Source organism: Micromonospora sp. CA-244673, assembly GCF_050948395.1.
Taxonomy (GTDB): domain Bacteria; phylum Actinomycetota; class Actinomycetes; order Mycobacteriales; family Micromonosporaceae; genus Micromonospora.
Genome location: NZ_CP192019.1, coordinates 43,880 through 63,469 on the forward strand (window position 1 = coordinate 43,880; position 19,590 = coordinate 63,469).

The window sequence follows — 19,590 nt, forward strand, 5'->3', positions numbered from 1 at the left end:
GCCGGTCGCGGTGCGGTGATCCGGCGTACCTTGGGGCTCATGCCTGTGCCGAGCGATCCGAACCCGCACCTCCAGTCCTACGCCGACCCGCAGCGTCTGGTCACCACGGAGTGGCTGGCCGAGCACCTGGGCGACGAGGGCCTCGTGGTGGTCGAGTCCGACGAGGACGTGCTCCTCTACGACACCGGTCACATCCCCGGCGCGGTGAAGGTCGACTGGCACACCGAGCTGAACGACCAGGTGACCCGCGACTACCTGGACGCGAAGAGCTTCGCGGAGCTGTGCGCCGCCAAGGGCATCGGCCGCGGCGACACGGTGGTCTTCTACGGCGACAACTTCAACTGGTGGGCCGCGTACGCGCTCTGGGTGTTCGCGCTCTTCGGCCACGCCGACGTCCGGCTGCTCGACGGTGGCCGGCAGAAGTGGGTGGCCGAGGGACGCGAGATGTCGAAGGACGCGGTGACCCGGCCGCGCGCCGACTACCCGGTGCCGGACCGGAACGACGCGCCGATCCGGGCGTTCCGCGACGAGGTGATGGCGCACGTGACCGCCGGCCGGCCGCTGGTCGACGTGCGGTCGCCGGGTGAGTACACCGGCGAGATGCTGCACATGGCGGCCTACCCGCAGGAGGGCGCGCTGCGCGGCGGGCACATCCCGGGCGCGGTGAGCAAGCCGTGGAAGGCCGCCGCGAACGACGACGGCACCTTCAAGGCGGTGGACGAGCTGCGTGCGATCTACGTCGACCAGCTCGGGCTGAGCCCGTCCGACGACGTGGTGGCCTACTGCCGGATCGGCGAGCGGTCCAGCCACACCTGGTTCGTGCTGCACCACCTGCTCGGGTTCCCGCGGGTCCGCAACTACGACGGCTCGTGGACCGAGTGGGGCAACCTGGTCCGGGCCCCCGTCGTGCAGGGCGAGGAGCCGGGCAGCTTCTCCGGTTAGGCCGGTCGGCCGGTCAGGTAGCGCTGGAGGGTCGGGGCGACCCAGGCGACCACGTCCTCCGGCGTCATCTCCACCACCGGCGGCAGCCGGACGATATAGCGGGTGAAGGCCAGGCCGAGGGTCTGACTGGCCACCAGGCCGGCCCGGCGGGCGGTGGTCGCCGGGTCGGTGCCGAACCCGGCCACCGCCGCGGCGAGCTGGTCGGCGAAGAGCAGGCGCATCCGCTCGGCCGCTCCCGGGTTGGTGCTGGCGGCCCGGAGCAGCGCCGCGAGGGTCTCGTCCCCCTCCCACCGGGCGAGGAAGTGGCGCACCAGCGTCTCGCCGAGCCGGTCCGGCGGCACGGCGGCCAGGTCGGGCAGGCGCAGGTCGAACTCGGCCGCCGCGGCGAACAGCCCCTCCTTGCTGCCGTAGTAGCGCATGACCATCGACGGGTCGATGCGGGCGTCGGCGGCGATGGCCCGGATGGTGGCGCGCTCGTAGCCGTCGGCGGCGAAGCGTTCGCGGGCCGCGCGCAGGATGGCTGCGCGGGTGGCGTCCGAGCGGCGGGCGCGGGGTGCCGTGTCGGTCATGCCCACAACTGTAGGCCAACAAGCGTTGACATCGAAACCGACGCGCGCCTACCGTTGTCAACACCTGTTGGCAAACAGTTGTTGGCAACCCTGGAGGTGGGCCATGCTGCCCGAGCGCACCGACGTCCTGGTGGTGGGGGCCGGGCCGACCGGCCTGGCCGTCGCCGCAACCCTGGCCGGGCACGGCGTGACCGCGACCGTGGTGGACCGGCTCGCCACCCCGCCGGTCACCTCGCGGGCGGCCGTGGTGCACGCCGGCACCCTGGAGGTGCTGGACCGGATCGGCGTCGCCGCCCCGCTGGCCGCCCGCGGGCTGCCGTCGACCCGGTTCACCGTCCGCGACCGCGACCGGGTGCTGCTCACCGTCCCCTTCGACCGGTTGCCGTCCCGCTACCCGTACGCGCTGCTCGTCTCCCAGGCCGAGACCGAGGCGGTGCTCGCCGACCGGCTCACCGCCCTCGGCGGCCGGGTGCTCCGGCCGTACGAGCTGACCGGCCTCGACCTCGACCTCGACGGCGCCGGCGCCGGCGCCACGTTCGCGGGCGGCGAGACGGTCCGGGCCCGGTGGGTGGTCGGCGCCGACGGCATGCGCAGCCCGGTCCGCGAACTGGCCGGCATCGACTTCGGCGGGCCGGCCGACCCCGGCGAGTCGTTCCTGCTCGCGGACGTCCGGGTGGACAGCACGCTGCCCCGCGATCAGGTCAACCTCTTCCTGGCCCGGCAGGGTCCACTGGTCTGGGCGCCGCTGCCCGGCGGACTGGTCCGGCTGGTCGCCGCGGTGGCCGACGCGCCGCCCGAGCCGGGGGCGCGGCACTTCCAGGCGCTGCTCGACGAGCGGGGGCCGGCCCGGCGCCCGGACCGGGTCACCGACGTGTGCTGGAGTTCCCGGTTCCGGATCCACCACCGGATCGCCGGCAGCTACCGGTCCGGCCCGGTGCTGCTCGCCGGGGACGCGGCGCACGTGCACAGCCCGGCCGGCGGGCAGGGGATGAACCTCGGGCTGCGCGACGCGATCGCCCTCGGCGACACCCTCGCCGCCGTGCTCGCCGGGGGCCCCGACACGCTCCTCGACGGGTACGCCGCCGCCCGCCGGCCGCTCGCCGAGGAGGTGCTGGGCTTCGCCGCCGGGCTCACCCGGCTCACCGCCGTCCCGCCGGCCGCCCGCCCGCTGCGCGACCTGCTGCTCCGGGCCGCCTCCGGGCTGCACCCGGTCCGGCAGCGGCTCGCCGTGCGGCTCGCCGGCTTCGAGCCGGCCGGCCGGTGACCCGGCTCAGGCGGTCCCGCGCAGCGTTCCCCACGCGCCGGCCGTGACCAGGGCGAACACGACCGCCGCCGCGCCGACCACCGGGCCCACCCCGTACGCCTCGCCGGCGAACCCGGCCAGCGCCGCTCCGAGCGGCGCGGCGGCCAGGCCGACCACGCGCTGCGCCGCGCCGACCCGCCCGAGCAGGTCCTGCGGCACGTGCCCCTGCCCGTACGCGGACCACAGGCTGTTCCAGATCGTGGTGCCCGCCGCGAACGCGGCCAGCGCCACGCCTCCGGTCAGCGGGTTGCGGGCCAGGGCGAACCCGGCCAGCGCCACGGTCTGCCCGAGCAGCACGGCGCGCAGCGCGGGCAGCGTGCCGAACCGGGTCGCCACCCGCCCGGCGATCAGCGCCCCGAGCAGCCCACCGACCACCACCCCGGCCGCGAACAGCCCGTACGCCTGCGCCGGCACCCGCAGCGCCCCGAGGGCGTAGAGCACCAGGACCGCCATCAGACCGCTGATCGCCAGGTTCGACCCGGCCGAGGCGACGGCGATCCCCCACAGCACCCGGTCCCGGCGCACCCACCGCATGCCGGCCCACGCCTCCTGCCACACGCCGGGCCCGGCCGGCCGGGGCGGTGCCGCCGGCAGCGGGCGGAGGGCGAGGGCGAGGGCGGCGGCCAGGGCGAAGGTGAGCGCGTCCACGGCGAACGGGAGCGACGCGGCCAGGGCGAAGAGGACGCCGGCCAGCGGGGTGCCGAGGAGCCCGCCGGCCACCGCCGTGCCGGCCTGGAGCCGGCCGTTGGCGGTGGGCAGCGCCGCCGGCGACACCAGTGACGGGAGCAGCGCGAAGGCGGACGCGTCGAAGAGCGTGCCCAGGGTGGCGAGCAGGAACGCCGCGGCGGCCAGCGCGGCGACCCCGGCCCGGCCGGAGGCGACAAGCCCGGCCAGCGCGGCCACCACCACGGCCCGGGCCCCGTCCACCGCCGCCATCGTGCGGCGCCGGTCCCACCGGTCGGCGTACGCGCCGCCGAGCAGCCCGAACAGCAGCGGCGGGAGCTGCCCCGCCACGGTCACCGCGGCGATCGCCCGGGGGTCGCGGGTGAGCGCGGCAGCCAGCAGGGCCAGAGCCGGCGTACGCAGGGCGTCGCCGAACCGGGACGAGACGGCGGCGGACCAGAGCAGCCGGTAGTCCCGGCCGAGCGCGGTGGCGGTAGCGGTCATGCCGAGGGACCCTGCGGCCTGAACCGGGTCGAGGGTCAAGCGGTGGCGGGTGTGAGGCGACCGACGGGTAACCGAGGCTCCACCAGCTTGGGCGCGCGGACTAGGCTGGCCCGGTGGCGGTGGAACAGCAGGCGCGGGGCGCGGCGAACGGCGCGACGGGTGCGGGCCGGCGCCGGTCCCGGCGCGACGAGATCCTGGAGATCGCGGTCGGGCTCTTCGCGGCGCGCGGCTACCACGGTGTGTCGATGGACGACATCGGCGCCGCCGCCGGTGTCACCGGCCCGGCGCTCTACCACCACTTCGCCGGCAAGGAGGCGATGCTGGTCGCCGCGCTGATCCCGGTCAGCGAGGGGCTGCTCGCCGGTGGGAAGGAACGGGCCGCCAACCACCCCGACGACCCGCGCGGCACGCTGGAGTCGCTGATCGACTTCCACGTCGACTTCGCGCTGGCCAACCCGGCGGTGATCGCCCTGCACCTGCACGAGCTGGACCGCCTCCCGGACGAGCCGCGCCGCCGGATCCGCCGGCTCCAGCGGATGTACGTCGAGGAGTGGGTCGTCGTGCTGACCGCCCTGCACCCGGGGCTGCCGGACGGCGAGGCGCGGGTGCTCGCGCACGCCGCGTTCGGCCTCATGAACTCCACCCCGTTCCTCGGCGGGGAGGTGGACCGCCGCCGCCGGGCCGAGCTGCTGCGCGGTGCGACGCTGGCCGCGCTCCTCGCCCCCACGGACCCGGCCTGACGCCCGACGCGCCTTAACGTCCGTTAAGTACGCGCGCCGTCCGCGTGTTATGAAGGGGCCCCTGCTATGCAAGAGGCGTCAAGAAGGGACCCTTCCTTGTTCGAATCGCTGTTGGTGGCCAACCGTGGCGAGATCGCGCGCCGGATCATCCGCACCACGAGGAAGCTCGGGATCCGCGCGATCGCGGTGCACTCGGAGGCCGACGCCGGGCTGCCCTTCGTGACCGAGGCCGACGAGGCGGTGTGCGTCGGCGCGGCCAATCCCGCGCTCAGCTACCGCAACGTCGAGGCGATCCTCGCCGCCGCGCGGGACACCGGCGCCCAGGCCATCCACCCCGGCTACGGCTTCCTGTCGGAGAACGCGGACTTCGCCCGTACCGTCGAGGCCGGCGGCCTGATCTGGGTCGGGCCCGGCGCGGACGCGATCACCGCGATGGGCGACAAGATCAACGCCCGGAACCTGATGGCGGCGGCCGGAGTTCCGGTCGCGCCGGGTACCACCGAGCCGGCGGCCGACCTGGCCGCGGCGGTCAGCGCTGCCGCGGAGATCGGCTACCCGGTGATGGTCAAGGCCGCGGCCGGTGGCGGCGGCATGGGCATGGGCGTGGCGACCGACGAGGCCGGGCTGCGCACCGAGTACGACAAGGTCCGCTCGTTCGCCGAGCGGATGTTCGGCGACGGCTCGGTGCTGATCGAGCGGTACTTCCCCCGGGTACGCCACGTCGAGGTGCAGATCCTCGGCCTGGCCGACGGCCGGGTGGTGGCCCTCGGCGAGCGCGAGTGCTCGGTGCAGCGGCGCAACCAGAAGCTGGTCGAGGAGTCCCCGTCCCCGGCGGTCTCGCCCGAGCTGCGTGAGCGGATCCTCGCGGCGGCCGTGCGGGCGGGCGAGGCGGTCAGCTACCGCAACGCGGGCACCGTGGAGTGCCTCCTCGATCCCGCCACCGGTGAGTTCTTCTTCCTGGAGATGAACACGCGGCTGCAGGTCGAGCACCCGGTCACCGAGTACGTCTACGGCGTCGACCTGGTCGAGGAGCAGTTGCGGGTGGCGGCCGGCCTGGCACCGACCTTCGACCCGGACGCGCTCGCGCCGCGCGGGCACGCCATCGAGCTGCGGATCAACGCCGAGGACCCGAAGCGCTTCCTGCCCGGCCCGGGCGCGATCAGCACCTGGAACGAGCCCGCCGGCGAGGGCGTACGCGTCGACTCCGGCTACGTCGCCGGCAACACGGTCACCCCGTTCTACGACAGCCTGATGGCCAAGCTGATCGTCAGTGGCGCGACCCGGGACGAGGCGGTCGCGCGGGCGAGGGCGGCAGTGGCCCAGTTCGAGATCGCCGGCCCGAAGAACAACCTCCCGTTCTTCGCCGAGCTGCTGGAGAACCCGGAGTTCCTGTCGGGCGACTACGACACCGGCATCGTCTCCCGCATGCGCTGACCCCCCACCCCTGCTGGGTTGATCATGAAGTTAGCGGCGACAAATCGGGCAGAATTTGGCGCTAACTTCATGGTCACCGGCGGGGGCCGGCCGGGTGGGATGCTGGACTTCGACCCATCACGTAACACCGTCACAGTGAGGTGACCCCTTATGGCGGAACTGCCGGACTTCGTCTCCATCCGGGAGGTCGGGCCGCGGGACGGGCTCCAGAACGAGGAGCCGATCCCCACCGACGCCAAGGTGCGGCTGCTCGACGCGCTCTCCGGCACCGGCGTGCGGCGGATCGAGGCCGTCTCGTTCGTGCACCCGAAGGCGATCCCGCAGATGGCCGACGCCGACGAGGTGTGGCAGCGGGCCGCGAAGGCCGACGGGGTGCGCTATTCCGCGCTCGTGCCGAACACCCGCGGCGCGCAGCGTGCCCTCGTCGCCGGCTTCACCGAGATCGAGGTGGTGGTCTCGGCCAGCGACACCCACAACCGGCGCAACGTCAACCGGTCCACCGAGGAGTCGCTCGACGACATCGCCGAGCTGATCGACCTGCTGCACGGCGCGGGCGCGACCGCCGAGGTGATCGTGGCGACGAGCTTCGGCTGCCCGTACGAGGGTGACGTCGACCCGAAGCGGGTGGCCGGCATCGTCGACCGGGTCGTCCGGGACGGCGCCGACCGGGTTGCCTTCGGCGACACGACCGGCATGGGTACGCCCCGGCGGGTCCGCGAACTGGTCACCGCGGTCCGCGACCGCAACGCCCACGTGCCGGTGCTCCTGCACTTCCACAACACCCGGGGCACCGCCCTGGCCAACATGCTCACCGCCATGGAGCTGGGCATCACCGAGTTCGACGCCAGCGTGGGTGGCCTCGGCGGCTGCCCGTACGCCCCGGGCGCCAGCGGCAACCTGGCCACCGAGGAGGCCGTGCACATGCTGCACGACATGGGCATCGACACCGGCATCGACCTGGCCGCCCTCATCGAGGCGGCCGAGCTGGCCGAGCACCTGGTCGGCAAGAAGCTCCCGTCCGGCGTCCTCCGCGCCGGCCCCCGCACCCGCCTGACCCCAATCCCCTCCTGATCACCCCCCGACCCTCCGCCCCGCCCCCCACCGGCCACCCGTCCCGGCCAGGAGCGTTGATCATGAAGTTATTGCCACGACACGCCACGGCGGAGGGCAATAACTTCATGATCACCGGGGTGGCGGGCGGGGCGGCGGGCGGGGCCGGCGGGGCGGGGCCGTGGACCAGGGCGGCAGGGTGCGGCCGCGGGTAGGTCGCCGGAGGGGCGGGAATGCGCTAGCCTAACGATCGTTCAGGTCGGTCGGTGCGCTCACGAGGCGGCCGGTGGCAATGGGAGTCGGCGTGACGCTCGACGGTGAGGCTCTGGAGCAGCTGCGCAAGCGCGCCCGGGCCGGCGGTGCGGACAAGTACCACGCGGCGAACGCCGCGAAGGGCAAGCTCTTCGCCCGCGAGCGGGTCGCGTACCTGGTCGACGAGGGGTCCTTCGTCGAGGACGGGCTCTACGCCAACGCGATGGCCGAGGGCCTGCCCGCCGACGGCGTCGTCACGGGCACGGCCACCATCGACGGCCGGCCGGTCTGCCTCATGGCGAACGACTCCACGGTGAAGGCCGGCAGCTGGGGCGCCCGGACCGTCGAGAAGATCATCCGGATCATCGAGCGGGCCTACTCGACAAGCGTCCCGATGGTCTACCTGGTCGACTCGGCCGGCGCCCGGATCACCGACCAGGTCGACCTCTTCCCCGGCCGGCGGGGTGCCGGCAAGATCTTTTGGAACCAGGTCCGCGCGTCCGGCGCCATCCCGCAGGTCTGCGCCCTGTTCGGCCCGAGCGCGGCGGGTGGGGCCTACATCCCGGCGTTCTGCGACGTGGTGGCCATGGTCGACGGCAACGCCAGCATGTACCTCGGCTCGGACCGGATGGTCGAGATGGTCACCGGCGAGAAGACCACGCTGGAGGCGATGGGCGGGGCCAAGGTGCACTGCGCCGAGTCCGGCGTGGGCCACTTCCTCTGCAAGACCGAGAACGACGCGCTCGACGTGGTGCGGACCTACCTCTCCTACCTGCCGTCGAACTGGCAGCAGGAGCCGCCGGCCGCCGAGGCCGTGGACGCGCCGGAGAAGGCCGACCTGGCCGCGCTGGTCCCGGCCAGCGAGCGGCAGGCGTTCGACATGCGCCGGTACGTGAAGGGCCTGCTCGACGAGGGCAGCTTCTTCGAGATCCAGGCGCTCTGGGCCAAGGAGCTGACCATCGGCTTCGGCCGGCTGAACGGCGAGGTCGTCGGCGTGGTCGGCAACAACTCGATGTTCAAGGGCGGCGTGCTCTTCGTCGACTCGGCCGACAAGGCGACCCGGTTCGTGCAGCTCTGCGACGCGTTCAACGTGCCGCTGCTGTTCCTGTCCGACGTGCCCGGGTTCATGGTCGGCAGCGCGGTGGAGAAGCAGGGCATCATCCGGCACGGCGCCAAGATGATCACCGCGATCTCCGAGGCGACCGTACCCAAGATCTGTGTGGTGGTCCGCAAGGCCTACGGCGCCGGCCTCTACGCGATGGCCGGCCCCGGTTTCGAGCCGGACGCGACGATCGCGCTGCCCACCGCGAAGATCGCGGTGATGGGGGCGGAGGCCGCGGTCAACGCCGTCTACGCCAACAAGATCGCCGCGATCGAGGACGAGGCCGAGCGGGCCGCGTTCGTCGCCGCGAAGCGCGAGGAGTACGAGCGCGACATCGACATCGTCCGGCTCGCCAGTGAGCTGGTGGTGGACGCCGTCGTCGAGCCGCACGAGCTGCGCGCCGAACTGGTCCGCCGGTTCGCCGCCGCGCGCGGCAAGGAGCGGCACTTCGCGAAGCGCCGGCACGGCGTCACCCCGGTCTGACCCACCCGGACCCGCACCACCCGACCCGGCGCCACGAGCGCTCGGCGGCCCGTCCACAGAGGCATCCCATCAGGAGGATCAGATGGACTTCCGGCTCAGCGAGGAACAAGAGGCGCTGCGGGAGAGCGTGCGGGACTTCGCCCGCGAGGTGGTCGCCCCGGCCATCGCCGAGCACTACGAGCAGCACACCTTCCCGTACGAGATCATCCGCCAGATGGGCAAGATGGGCCTGTTCGGCCTGCCCTTCCCCGAGGAGCACGGCGGCATGGGCGGCGACTACTTCGCGCTCTGCCTGGCCCTGGAGGAGCTGGCCCGGGTCGACTCCAGCGTGGCCATCACCCTGGAGGCGGCGGTCTCGCTCGGCGCGATGCCGATCCACCGGTTCGGCACCGACGAGCAGAAGGCCCGGTGGCTGCCGAAGCTGCTCAGCGGCGAGGCCCTCGCGGGCTTCGGGCTCACCGAGCCGGGCACCGGCTCGGACGCGGGGGGCACGCAGACGAGGGCGGTCCTGGACGGCGACGAGTGGGTGATCAACGGCTCGAAGGCGTTCATCACGAACTCCGGCACCGACATCACGGCGCTGGTCACGGTCACCGCGGTCACCGGCATCAGGCCGGACGGCTCGAAGGAGCTGTCGACCATCATCGTCCCGTCCGGCACGCCGGGCTTCACCGTGGCGCCCGGCTACTCCAAGGTCGGCTGGACCGCCTCCGACACCCACGAGCTGACCTTCGACGACTGCCGGGTGCCGGCGGCGAACCTGCTCGGTGAGCGCGGCCGGGGCTTCGCCCAGTTCCTGCGCATCCTCGACGAGGGGCGCATCGCCATCGCGGCCCTGGCCGTCGGCCTCGCTCAGGGCTGCGTCGACGAGTCGATCCGGTACGCGAAGGAGCGTGAGGCGTTCGGCCAGCCGATCGGCGCGTACCAGGCGATCCAGTTCAAGATCGCCGACATGGAGATGAAGGCGCACACCGCGCGGCTCGCCTACTACGACGCGGCCGCCCGGATGCTGGCCGGCGAGCCGTTCAAGCGGCAGGCGGCCATCGCCAAGCTGCACGCCAGCACCATCGCGGTGGACAACGCCCGCGAGGCCACCCAGATCCATGGCGGCTACGGCTTCATGAACGAGTACCCGGTGGCCCGCTTCTGGCGTGACTCCAAGATCCTGGAGATCGGCGAGGGCACCAGCGAGGTGCAGCGCATGATCATCGCCCGCGATCTCGGCATGTGAGCGGCGCCCGTCCGGGCCGGTCGGGCCCGGGCGGGTCCACCGTCTGTCGGATATCGGCAGTGGACGGTCGGCTGCCCGACGATGGGCTGTGGAGCGTCCGACCCGATCCGTACTCTTCGTGCCCATGACTCCCGATCATGATCGTTCGCGGAGCCCGGGCGGTCGTGTCCCGCTGCCCGACCTGTTGCGCGGGCATCGGCTCGCCGCCGGCCTCACCCAGGCCGAGCTGGCGACCCGGGCCGGCGTCGGCGTGCGGACGGTCCGTGACCTGGAGCGGGGCCGGGCCACCCGGCCCCAGCGCACCACCGTCGACCTGCTGGCGGACGCCCTGGGCCTGACCGGTCCGGCCCGGCAGGCGTTCCTCGCCGCCGCGCGCCCGGCGCAGACCGCCGCGCCCCACCTGCCGGCCGGTGATTCCGACGCCGTGGCGCCCCACCTGCCCGATGCCACCACCGCGCCGCGCCCGGCCGCGCGCCACCTCCCGGTCACCGGCTCCGCCACCACCGATTCGGGTACGCCCATCGCGCTGCCCCAGCCGGTCCCGCTGCTCGGCCGGGACCGGGACGTCGACGAGGTGGCCGCCCTGCTCTCCGAGCATCCGGTGGTGAGCCTGGTCGGGCTGGCCGGTGTGGGCAAGACCGCGCTCGCCCTCAGCGTCGCGTACGCGGCGGCGGCCGACCATCCGGCCGGCGTGACCGGGGTGCTGGTCGGCGAGGGCTCCGACGCCGCCGACGTGCTCGCCGCCTCGGTCGCGGTGCTCGGCGTCAGCCGGTTGGCCGACCTTCCCTGCCGGCTCGGCGGCCGGTCCGCGCTGCTGCTGGTGGACGCGGTGGAACGGGCGCCCGGCCCGGTGGCCGAGGCCCTGCGCGCCCTGGTCGCGGCGGCGCCGACGCTGCGGGTGCTGGTCACCGGCCGGCGTCCGGTGGGGCTTCCCGGCGAGCTGGTCCGGCCGGTCGCGCCGCTCGACGTGCCGCCGTTCGGCCAGGAGCCGGCCGATGTGGCGGAGCTGGCCCGCTGGCCCGCGGCGACCCTGTTCATCGCCCGGCTCGCCCAGGCGCGCCGGGAGCCGCCCACCCGGGCCGAGCTGCCGGCGCTCGCCGCGCTGGTGCGCCGCCTCGGCGGGCTGCCGCTGGCCATCGAGCTGATGGCCGCGCGCGGCCGGATCCTCGACGTCACCGAGCTGCTCGACCGCTACGGTGACCGGGTCCTCGACCTGGCGGGCGTCCGCCCCGGCTGGGAGGCCGCCGACCCCGCCGCCGGCACGGTGACCCTGCGCGAGGCGGTGGCGACCAGCTACCACCTGCTCGCACCCGCCGAACGGGCGGCGCTGCGCCGGCTCTCCGCCTTCCGCAACCGCTGGTCGGTGGAGCTGGCCGAGGACCTGCTGGCCGACGGCGGGGAGCGGCGGGACGCCGTTCCCCTGCTGGACCGGCTGCGGGAGCTCGGGCTGCTCAGCGTCCGGGGCACCGGCCGGTTCCGGTTCCGGCTCCTGGACGCGGTCCGCGACTTCGCCACCGAGCAGGCCGCCGTCGAGGGGGAACTGACCGGGATCCGCCGCCGGCACGCCGTGGTCGTCGCCGGGCTGGTACGGCGTACCGCCCCGAGCCTGGTCGGCGCCGAACTGCCCGCCGCCGTGCACCTGCTCGACGAGGCGACCAGCGACATCACGGCCGCCCTGGCGCACGCGGCCGAGGACGATCCGGCGACCGCGCTGCTCCTGGCGGCGGCACTGCCCCGGTGGTGGCGGCTGCGCGGGCGGGACGTCTCCGGTCGCCGCTGGCTGCGCCGGCTGCTGGCCGATCCGCGTACCGCGGACGCGTCGCCGGTGCTGCGGGCCTGGGCGCTGCTCGGGTCGGCCCGCCTGGCCGCCGAGCACGGCGCCGGCGGCGTGGAGCTGCCGGCGGCCCGGAACGCGCTGGCGATCTTCCAGGCGGCCGGGGACGTGACCGGGGAGCTGTCGGCCCGGTCGGTGCTCTGCACGCTGCTCAGCGCCGCCGGCACCCAGGGGCAGGCCCGGGAGCAGGCCGAGGCGGCGCTGGAGCTGGCCACCCGGCACGGCCGGGTTCGCGAGACGGCCGTCGCCCACCAGCACCTCACCTGGCACGACGTACGCGCGGCGGACCTGGCCGCCGCCCGGCGCCGGCTGGCCACGGTCGACCGGCTGGCCACCCAGTGCGGCGAGCCGCGACTCCGCCTGCTGGCCCGGGCCGACCTGGCCGAGGTGACCCGGCTGGAGGGCCGGTACGTCGACGCGGTGGAGCAGGGCCGGCGGGTGGCGAGCGCGCTCGTCGAGTTGGGCGAGCCGGGGCGGTGGCGCCAGGTGTTCGGCACGGTCGGGCTGGCGCTCGCCCTGGACGGGCGGGCGGCGGAGGCGCTGGAGGTGGTGGCCGAGCTGCGGCCGGCGCGCCGGGTGCCGGGACAGCGCCGGCCGCCGGGCCTGGAGGTCCTCGATCCGCCCGGGGAACGCCGGGACGTCCCGCCGGAGGAGGTGGTCTGCGCGCTGATCGAGGGTCATCTCGCGCTGCACCGGGGGGACCGGGAGCTGGCCGTGGAGTGGTTCTCGGCGGCGGCCGAGTCGGCGGGCGGTGGCGGGGAGCGGCGCGATCTGGTCGAGGCGCTGGTGGGGCTGGCGGCGAGCACCGGGGAGGTGGCGGTGCTGGACCGGTTGGACCGGGCCTGCCGGGCGACCGGGATCAGGCTGCTGCCGCGGGAGGAGGCGCTGCTCTACGCGCTGGTGGCCCGCCGGGAACGCGCCGGCCGAGGCGACTGAACCGGGCGGGAGCAGAAGGCGCGGGGGTGGCGCGAGCGAAAAAGCCCCCTGGTGCTGCCCCTCGCTCATCGCTCGCGCCGGCACCCCCCGGTGCCCCCCCGCTGCCCGGAAGACTATCCAGCCAGCGTGGGTGATTTAGGGGTTATTGAGGCGGTATGCACCGGTGTCCCCGCGGTTCTGCCGGTCTTTCTGCCGGTGACCCGCGGGTAGGGCCCGAGCCGTCCGGCGATCAGCAGTCGGCGGGCTGCCCGGCGGGCACCGGCTCGGTGCTGCCGGCGGTCGCCCCCGGGTGCACCGCGTCGCGGACCCGGCGCAGGCCGTCCAGGAGCGCGTCCAGTTGGGCCGGGGCGAGCTGGCCGGTGAACCACTCCTCGATGATCCGCAGGTGGCCGGGCAGGGTGTCGTCCAGTCGGCTCAGGCCGGCCGCGGTGACCACCGCGTACGAGCTGCGCCGGTCGGACGGGCAGGCCCGGCGGCGGAGGAGGCCGTCGCGCTCCATCCGGTCGACCACGCGGGTGACCCCGCTGGTGGACAGGGAGGTCTGCGCCGCGAGGTCGGTCATCCGTAGCTGGTGGCCGGGCGACCGGGTGAGCCGCATCAGCACCTCGAACTCGACCGCGGAGAGGCCGTGCTCCTCGAACTGGGCGGCGAACCGGGCCGACAGCCCGGCGCTGGCCTCGAAGAGGAGGCCGATGGCGGTGATCCGGGGATCGTCGAACACGTTCTGGTCCACGCTGCCATCCTAGCAGTCCTTGACACGGGGAATATTGCTATGCCTATAGTTGCTTAGTCAGTCGTTGGGCTACTAAACAATCTCCCCTGGAGGACAGCACCATGACCAGCAGCACCGAAGCGGTTACCCGCGACTGGGAGGGTCTCACCATCCCGACCGCCGGCACCTACGTGCTGGACGCGGCTCACAAGCGCGTCGGGTTCGTCGCGCGGCACATGATGGTCAGCAAGGTACGCGGTGAGTTCGCCGACGCCACCGCCACCATCACCGTGGCCGAGGACCCCGCACAGTCGTCGGTGACCGCCACCATCCAGGCGGCCAGCATCAACACCGCCCAGGCCGACCGCGACGCGCACCTGCGCAGCCCGGAGTTCCTCGACGTCGAGCAGTTCCCCACCCTGGAGTTCCGCAGCACCGGCGTGAAGTCCCGCGACGGCAACGAGTTCGTCCTCTCCGGTGAGCTCACGATCAAGGGCGTGACCCGTCCGGTCGACCTGGACGTCGAGTTCGAGGGCGTCGGCCGCAGCCCCTTCGGCCAGGACATCTTCGGCTTCTCGGCGTCCACCGAGATCGACCGTGAGGAGTTCGGCCTGACGTGGAACGTCGCCCTGGAGACGGGCGGCGTCCTGGTCGGCAAGAAGATCAAGATCGAGATCGAGGGCGAGGCCGTCCGCCAGGCCTGATCCTCCGCGTACGACCCCACGGGCCCGCGCCGTCACCCGACGGCGCGGGCCCGTTCGTCGTACGCCGGGGGTGCGAATTGTCACGTGTTGTTCGCAGGTTGGTCGCGGTGCCGCGGCCCCCGGCTGGGTAGGAGTGCAGACCTGCGCCCAGCCACCGATCCGGCGGCCCCGGGCGCACTTACGCACTCAACGTGAATGGTTCACAATGCGTTGCGGAACCGTACGGTTCCGTGGCGCCGGCGCCGGGAGGACAGATGGGCAGAGACGTCGAGCAGGGCGCCTTCTCCCGGGAGGACCGGTTCCGCTACCGGCAGAAGGTCCGGCGGTGCCTGGACGTCTTCGCGCTTATGCTGGACGACTTCGGCTTCGACGCCGACCGGCCGATGACCGGGCTGGAGATCGAGCTCAACCTGGTCGACGCCGCCGCCGAACCGGCCATGCGCAACGACCAGATCCTGGCCGACATCGCCGACCCGCTCTTCCAGACCGAGCTGGGGCAGTTCAACCTGGAGCTGAACGCCTCGCCCCGGCTGATCGAGGGGACCGGCTTCGCCGACTACGCGCACGACCTGCGCAGCAGCCTGAGCCGTGCCGACGAGCGGGCCGCGAAGTCCGACGCGAAGATCGTCATGGTCGGCATCCTGCCCACCCTCACCGAGCGGCACCTGGTCGCCGACAACCTCTCCACCGACGAGCGCTACCGGGTGCTCAACGACCAGATCGTCGGTGCCCGCGGCGAGGACATCGAGCTGGACATCCGCGGCGTCGAGCGGCTGCGTACGCACACCGACTCGATCGCGCCCGAGGCCGCCTGCACGAGCCTCCAGTTCCACCTCCAGGTCGCGCCGGACAGCTTCGCCGACTACTGGAACGCGTCCCAGGCCATCGCCGGTGTGCAGGTGGCGATCGGCGCCAACTCGCCGTTCCTCTACGGCCGGCAGCTCTGGGCGGAGACCCGGATCGCCCTGTTCGAGCAGGCCACCGACACCCGCCCGGACGAGCTGAAGGCCCAGGGCGTACGCCCCCGGGTGTGGTTCGGCGAGCGCTGGATCACCTCGATCTTCGACCTGTTCGAGGAGAACGTCCGCTACTTCCCGCCGCTGCTGCCCATCTGCGAGGACGAGGACCCGGTCGAGGTGCTGCACGCCGGCGGCGTGCCCCAGCTCGGCGAGCTGCGTCTGCACAACGGCACCGTCTACCGCTGGAACCGCCCGGTCTACGACATCATGGACGGCCGCCCACACCTGCGCGTGGAGAACCGGGTGCTGCCGGCCGGGCCGACCGTGGTGGACATGCTCGCCAACGCGGCCTTCTACTTCGGATTGGCCCGTGGCCTGGCCGAGGCGGACCGGCCGATCTGGAGCCAGCTCACCTTCAGCTCGGCCGAGGAGAACTTCCACGCCGCCGCCCGACGCGGCATCGACGCCGTGCTGCACTGGCCCGGGCTCGGCGACGTGCCGGTCACCACGCTCGTCCTCGACACGCTGCTGCCCACCGCAGCCGAGGGGCTGGACCGGTTCGGCGTCGCCCCGGCCGAGCGCGACCGCCTCCTCGGGGTGATCGAGGGACGCTGCCGCACCGGCCGCAACGGCGCGGTCTGGCAGACCGAGACGGTGTGGGCGGCCGAGCGCCACCGGGGCATGGACCGGAAGGCCGCGCTGCACCACATGGTCCAGCGCTACGCCGAGCTGCAACGCGGCAACGAACCCGTGCACACCTGGCCGGTCGACTGACGGCCGCCGGTCCGGCGGGTCGGCCTCAGCGGTTGCGGCGGCGGGCCTTCGGTCCGGTGGTCGGCGCGCTCGCGCCGCCCTCCGGTGCGCCGGCCGGCTCGCTTCCGCCCGGCGGCTCCGCCGTGGGGTCGGTCGTCGCCGAATCGTCCCCGGCCCGGGCCGGCTCGGTACGGATCCCGGACTCCGGTCGCCGCTGGGGCGGCACGGCCCGGCCACGTCGGCCACCCGCCACCCCCCTCGTGGGATCGTCCGGTGCGTCGGCCGGCGCGGATCCGCGCTGCGAGCTGGCGGGTGCCGTCGCATCCCGCTGCCCCACCGCCGTCGCGTCGCCGAGCCCGCCCGTTGCGGTGCCCGGCCCACTGAGCGTGCCCGTCGACCGGTCCGGTGCCGGCTCCGCCCCGCCGGCCGTGCGTTCGCCATCCGGCGTGGTGCCGGCCGGGCGGCGCCCGAAGAGCCGGCGTGCCGGCCTCGCCTCGGCGGGCTTGTCCTCAGCGGATCCGCTGGTCGGCTCCTCGTCGGGGGCCGTCAGCTCGTCCGGCTCCCCGGTGCGCTGGCGGGGCAGGCGCACGTCGGCGGGCCCGGTGTGCTCGGCGGCGCGGCGGGCGGCCCGCTGGGCCAGCGCGGCCACCAGGGCCGAGCCGCCGACCCCGGCGATCACCGCGTACGGAGCGATGAGGTGGGCCGACACCTGCTCGGCGGCGATCCCGGCGAGCCTCGGCACGGCGAGCAGGTAGGCCAGCGAGACCAGCAGCGGTCCGGCCGCCCCCGAGGCCGCCGCACCGACCCGTCGCTCCGGTGCGCGGACCGCCCGCCGGGCGGCCAACACCCCGATCACCAGGGCGGAACCGAGCGAGAGCAGCGCGCCCGGCCAGTAGAAGTAGTCGCGGATCCAGAACCGGCCGCTGTCCGCGCTGATCTGCCAGATGCCGAGCTGGGCGGTGGTCAGGCCACGGCCGGAGAGCACCCCGTCGATCACCGACACCACGGCGAGCAGCCAGAGCCAGCCGGTGGTGGCGATGAGGTTGGTGGCGGCGGCGCGGGTGTGCAGCGCCCATGTCGCGAGCAGCACGCCGAGCAGCAGTCCGGCGGCGGCGTACCCGGCGGCCACGGCCTGCGGCGAGGACGTGTCCGGCACCCGGGCGGCCCGGGCCGGCACGGCCACCAGCAGCACGGTGACCACCGCGCCCACCCCGGCGGCGAGCGCCAGGCCGAGGCGCGGCAGGGTGCCCGCCGGCTCGTCGTCGTCCGCGCCGCGCAACCGCTGGGCACAGACCGCGCCGGCGATCACCGAGGTCGCGGAGATCCAGGTCGCCCAGGCGAGGCTGGCCACCCAGGCCGCGTCGACCCGGGCCGCGGCGTCCGGCGCCCAGTTGATGATGCCCAGCCCGTAGCCGAAGCCGAGCTGCGCCGCGCCCGCACCGGCGGCGACGCCGAGTGCGGCGGCGGTCGATCCTCCCCAGCCCCGTCTGGCCATGCCGGGGAGCGTAGCGTCCCAAGGTCCACGCGGCGAGTGCTGGCGGAGGCCGGATCGGCCGCGAGGGGTTTGGCGGCGCCGGATACGGTCGCCGGTGACTGAGGCGAGGGACGCGAATGACGGACGAGGGGTACCCGGACCGGCAGCCGGGAGTGCGCGCCGAACCGGGGCGTGACCGGACCCGGCTGCTCCTCGGTGGCGGCCTGGCGACGGTCCTGCTGGCGGTGATCGGGGCGAGCGGCGGCTGGGTCCTGGCCGGCGAGCCGGACGCGCCGACCCCACCGCCGGCCGCCGGCCCCACCACACCCGCGGTCGACACCACCACGCCGACCGCCGCGCCGCCGAGCCCCACCGACGACCGGCCGACCGGTACGCGCACCACCACTCCCGCCGGCCTGACCGTGCCGCAGGTGGTGGGCACCGACTTCGAGCAGGCCCGACAGGAACTGCGGGACCGCAGGCTCGGCTGGCGGCTGGTGTTCGGCAACGGCTCCGGCCGTACCGTCCAGCGCACCTCGCCCGAACCCGGTAGGCCGGTGAAGCGCGGCGTCACCGTCACCCTCTGGGTCGCCGGCCCGGCGCCGACGGTCGCCGTGCCCGACCTGCTCGCCCAGGGCTGCGCCGACGCGGCGGACGACCTGGTGGCCGCCGGCCTGTACCCCCGCTACCGCACCGGACGCAAGGGTCCGGTCACCGCGCAGGACCCGGTCCCCGGCGGCGCGGCCCGGTGGAACGACCCGGTCGTCCTCACCTGCGGCGAGGAGCCCTCCACCGCGCCGACCGCCAGCCTGCTTCCCGCGCCGTGACGGGCGGCCCGGCGCGCTGATGCCTGCCGATGGTCGGGCGGACGGCTACCGTGGACGGCGGAGGGCCAGGCCGCCCTGTCCCGGTGGGGAAAGGACGTGCGATGAGCGACGACCGCCAGGAGCCGCCCGCCGAGGACCCGGACGCCACCAGGGCCCTGCCTCCAGACCCGGACGCCACCCGCGCCACGCCGCCCGACCGTCCCACCCCGCCGCAGGACGCCGACGCGACCCGCGCGATGCCGCGTGAACCGTCCCCGGGCGAGGACGCCGACGCCACCCGCGCGATGCCGCGTGAACCGTCCCGGGGCGAGGACGCCGACGCGACCCGCGCGATGCCGTCGAACCCGTCCGGGAGCGGGGATGCCGACGCGACCCGCGCGATGCCGCCCGAAGGGTCCGGCGGTGAGGATGCGACCCGGGCCATGCCGCGAGGCCCGTCCGGCGGCGGGGACGCGGACGCGACCCGCCCGATGCCCCGCGGGGACGGCGGGGCCGGAGCGCGGCGGCCGGTCGACGCCACGACCCGCCAGGAGCCGGTCAGCCCCGCCTGGTCCGGGCGCGCCGGAGTGCCGCCACCGCGGCCGGCCGGATACCCGGAGGCCGGCAACGAGTGGTACACGGAGGAGCAGGCGGGCCGCCGCTGGTGGATGCCGATCCTGCTGGGCGTCCTCGCGCTGCTGCTGATCGCGTTGATCGGCCTGGGCGTCTGGCTGGCGCTCCGTGCGGCGGACCGCGACGCCGAGCCGGGCCTGTCGCCGTCGGCCGTGCCGACCACCGCTCCACAGACCAGCGCGACGCCGAGCACGGCCGATCCGAGCAGCTCACCGCCGAGCAGCCCGCCGACCACCACGGCGGCCGCCGAGGTGCCGATGCCGCCGCTGGTGGGGCTGCCGGAGTCCGCGGCCCGGGCGGCCCTCGACCAACTGGGCGTGGACTACCGGGTGCGGTACCGGACGTCGGACCGACCGGCCGGGACGGTGATCGACACCAACCCGGGGGCCGGTGAGCCGGTCGCCGAGGGGGACCGGGTCAGCCTCGTGGTGGCCCGCGCCGCGGACCCGACGACGGCCCCGACCACCTCGACGCCCTCGCCCACGGCCACCACCACGCCCTGAGCG

16 protein-coding genes are annotated in these 19,590 nt (G+C 74.6%); 12 read left to right on the plus strand and 4 right to left on the minus strand.

From position 1 onward, the window contains the following. Positions 1 to 39: 39 nt before the first annotated feature. Positions 40 to 942, plus strand: a complete 903-nt coding sequence (locus tag ACQP12_RS00230) for a sulfurtransferase (RefSeq protein ID WP_357944061.1) — start codon at positions 40 to 42, stop codon at positions 940 to 942. On the opposite strand, the gene ACQP12_RS00235 is transcribed toward ACQP12_RS00230, so the two are convergent. Further along, entirely contained in the window at positions 939 to 1,511 is a 573-nt protein-coding gene (locus tag ACQP12_RS00235; RefSeq protein WP_433284106.1) for a TetR family transcriptional regulator, read from the minus strand. The two genes, ACQP12_RS00230 and ACQP12_RS00235, sit on opposite strands and share 4 nt — an antisense overlap. 103 nt (positions 1,512 to 1,614) lie before the next feature. Here ACQP12_RS00235 and ACQP12_RS00240 point away from each other — a divergent pair, with 103 nt between their 5' ends. Beyond that, the gene (locus ACQP12_RS00240) at positions 1,615 to 2,775 is read left to right on the plus strand and encodes an FAD-dependent monooxygenase (protein WP_433284108.1); all 1,161 of its coding nucleotides are present in this window, start codon (positions 1,615 to 1,617) and stop codon (positions 2,773 to 2,775) included. 6 nt (positions 2,776 to 2,781) lie between these two features. Here the strand turns inward: ACQP12_RS00240 and ACQP12_RS00245 are convergent, their stop codons facing one another. After that, positions 2,782 to 3,981, minus strand: a complete 1,200-nt coding sequence (locus ACQP12_RS00245) for an MFS transporter (protein ID WP_433284110.1) — start codon at positions 3,979 to 3,981, stop codon at positions 2,782 to 2,784. 113 nt (positions 3,982 to 4,094) lie between these two features. Between ACQP12_RS00245 and ACQP12_RS00250 the strand changes: the two genes are divergently transcribed. From ACQP12_RS00250 to ACQP12_RS00275, 6 genes are all read left to right on the plus strand, one after another. After that, positions 4,095 to 4,721: a TetR/AcrR family transcriptional regulator gene (locus tag ACQP12_RS00250; RefSeq protein ID WP_357944053.1), complete on the plus strand. Its 627-nt coding sequence runs from the start codon at positions 4,095 to 4,097 to the stop codon at positions 4,719 to 4,721. A 96-nt stretch (positions 4,722 to 4,817) separates the two neighbouring features. Further along, complete coding sequence (locus ACQP12_RS00255) at positions 4,818 to 6,155, plus strand: acetyl-CoA carboxylase biotin carboxylase subunit (RefSeq protein WP_433284112.1); 1,338 nt, start codon at positions 4,818 to 4,820, stop codon at positions 6,153 to 6,155. Positions 6,156 to 6,305: 150 nt separating this feature from the next. Further along, positions 6,306 to 7,226: a hydroxymethylglutaryl-CoA lyase gene (locus ACQP12_RS00260; protein ID WP_433284114.1), complete on the plus strand. Its 921-nt coding sequence runs from the start codon at positions 6,306 to 6,308 to the stop codon at positions 7,224 to 7,226. Between the two features lie 283 nt (positions 7,227 to 7,509). After that, on the plus strand, positions 7,510 to 9,042 hold the full coding sequence (locus ACQP12_RS00265; protein ID WP_357944047.1) for an acyl-CoA carboxylase subunit beta: 1,533 nt from the start codon (positions 7,510 to 7,512) through the stop codon (positions 9,040 to 9,042). 82 nt (positions 9,043 to 9,124) lie between these two features. Continuing rightward, on the plus strand, positions 9,125 to 10,273 hold the full coding sequence (locus ACQP12_RS00270; RefSeq protein ID WP_357944045.1) for an acyl-CoA dehydrogenase family protein: 1,149 nt from the start codon (positions 9,125 to 9,127) through the stop codon (positions 10,271 to 10,273). Between the two features lie 124 nt (positions 10,274 to 10,397). Then, positions 10,398 to 13,043: an ATP-binding protein gene (locus ACQP12_RS00275; protein ID WP_433284116.1), complete on the plus strand. Its 2,646-nt coding sequence runs from the start codon at positions 10,398 to 10,400 to the stop codon at positions 13,041 to 13,043. A 229-nt stretch (positions 13,044 to 13,272) separates the two neighbouring features. Here the strand turns inward: ACQP12_RS00275 and ACQP12_RS00280 are convergent, their stop codons facing one another. Next, positions 13,273 to 13,776: a MarR family winged helix-turn-helix transcriptional regulator gene (locus tag ACQP12_RS00280; protein WP_357944041.1), complete on the minus strand. Its 504-nt coding sequence runs from the start codon at positions 13,774 to 13,776 to the stop codon at positions 13,273 to 13,275. Between the two features lie 101 nt (positions 13,777 to 13,877). Here ACQP12_RS00280 and ACQP12_RS00285 point away from each other — a divergent pair, with 101 nt between their 5' ends. Both ACQP12_RS00285 and ACQP12_RS00290 read left to right on the plus strand, forming a co-directional pair. Then, positions 13,878 to 14,459, plus strand: a complete 582-nt coding sequence (locus ACQP12_RS00285; RefSeq protein ID WP_357944039.1) for a YceI family protein — start codon at positions 13,878 to 13,880, stop codon at positions 14,457 to 14,459. 254 nt (positions 14,460 to 14,713) lie between these two features. Then, a complete protein-coding gene (locus tag ACQP12_RS00290; RefSeq protein ID WP_357944037.1) occupies positions 14,714 to 16,192 on the plus strand; it encodes a glutamate--cysteine ligase in 1,479 nt (492 codons plus the stop codon). Between the two features lie 25 nt (positions 16,193 to 16,217). Here the strand turns inward: ACQP12_RS00290 and ACQP12_RS00295 are convergent, their stop codons facing one another. Further along, positions 16,218 to 17,666 (minus strand): hypothetical protein, encoded by a 1,449-nt coding sequence (locus ACQP12_RS00295; protein WP_433284119.1) that lies wholly within the window; start codon positions 17,664 to 17,666, stop codon positions 16,218 to 16,220. 116 nt (positions 17,667 to 17,782) lie between these two features. Between ACQP12_RS00295 and ACQP12_RS00300 the strand changes: the two genes are divergently transcribed. Beyond that, positions 17,783 to 18,472, plus strand: a complete 690-nt coding sequence (locus ACQP12_RS00300; RefSeq protein WP_433284121.1) for a PASTA domain-containing protein — start codon at positions 17,783 to 17,785, stop codon at positions 18,470 to 18,472. A 101-nt stretch (positions 18,473 to 18,573) separates the two neighbouring features. Beyond that, positions 18,574 to 19,587 (plus strand): PASTA domain-containing protein, encoded by a 1,014-nt coding sequence (locus ACQP12_RS00305; RefSeq protein WP_433284123.1) that lies wholly within the window; start codon positions 18,574 to 18,576, stop codon positions 19,585 to 19,587. The last annotated feature ends 3 nt before the right edge of the window (positions 19,588 to 19,590 follow it).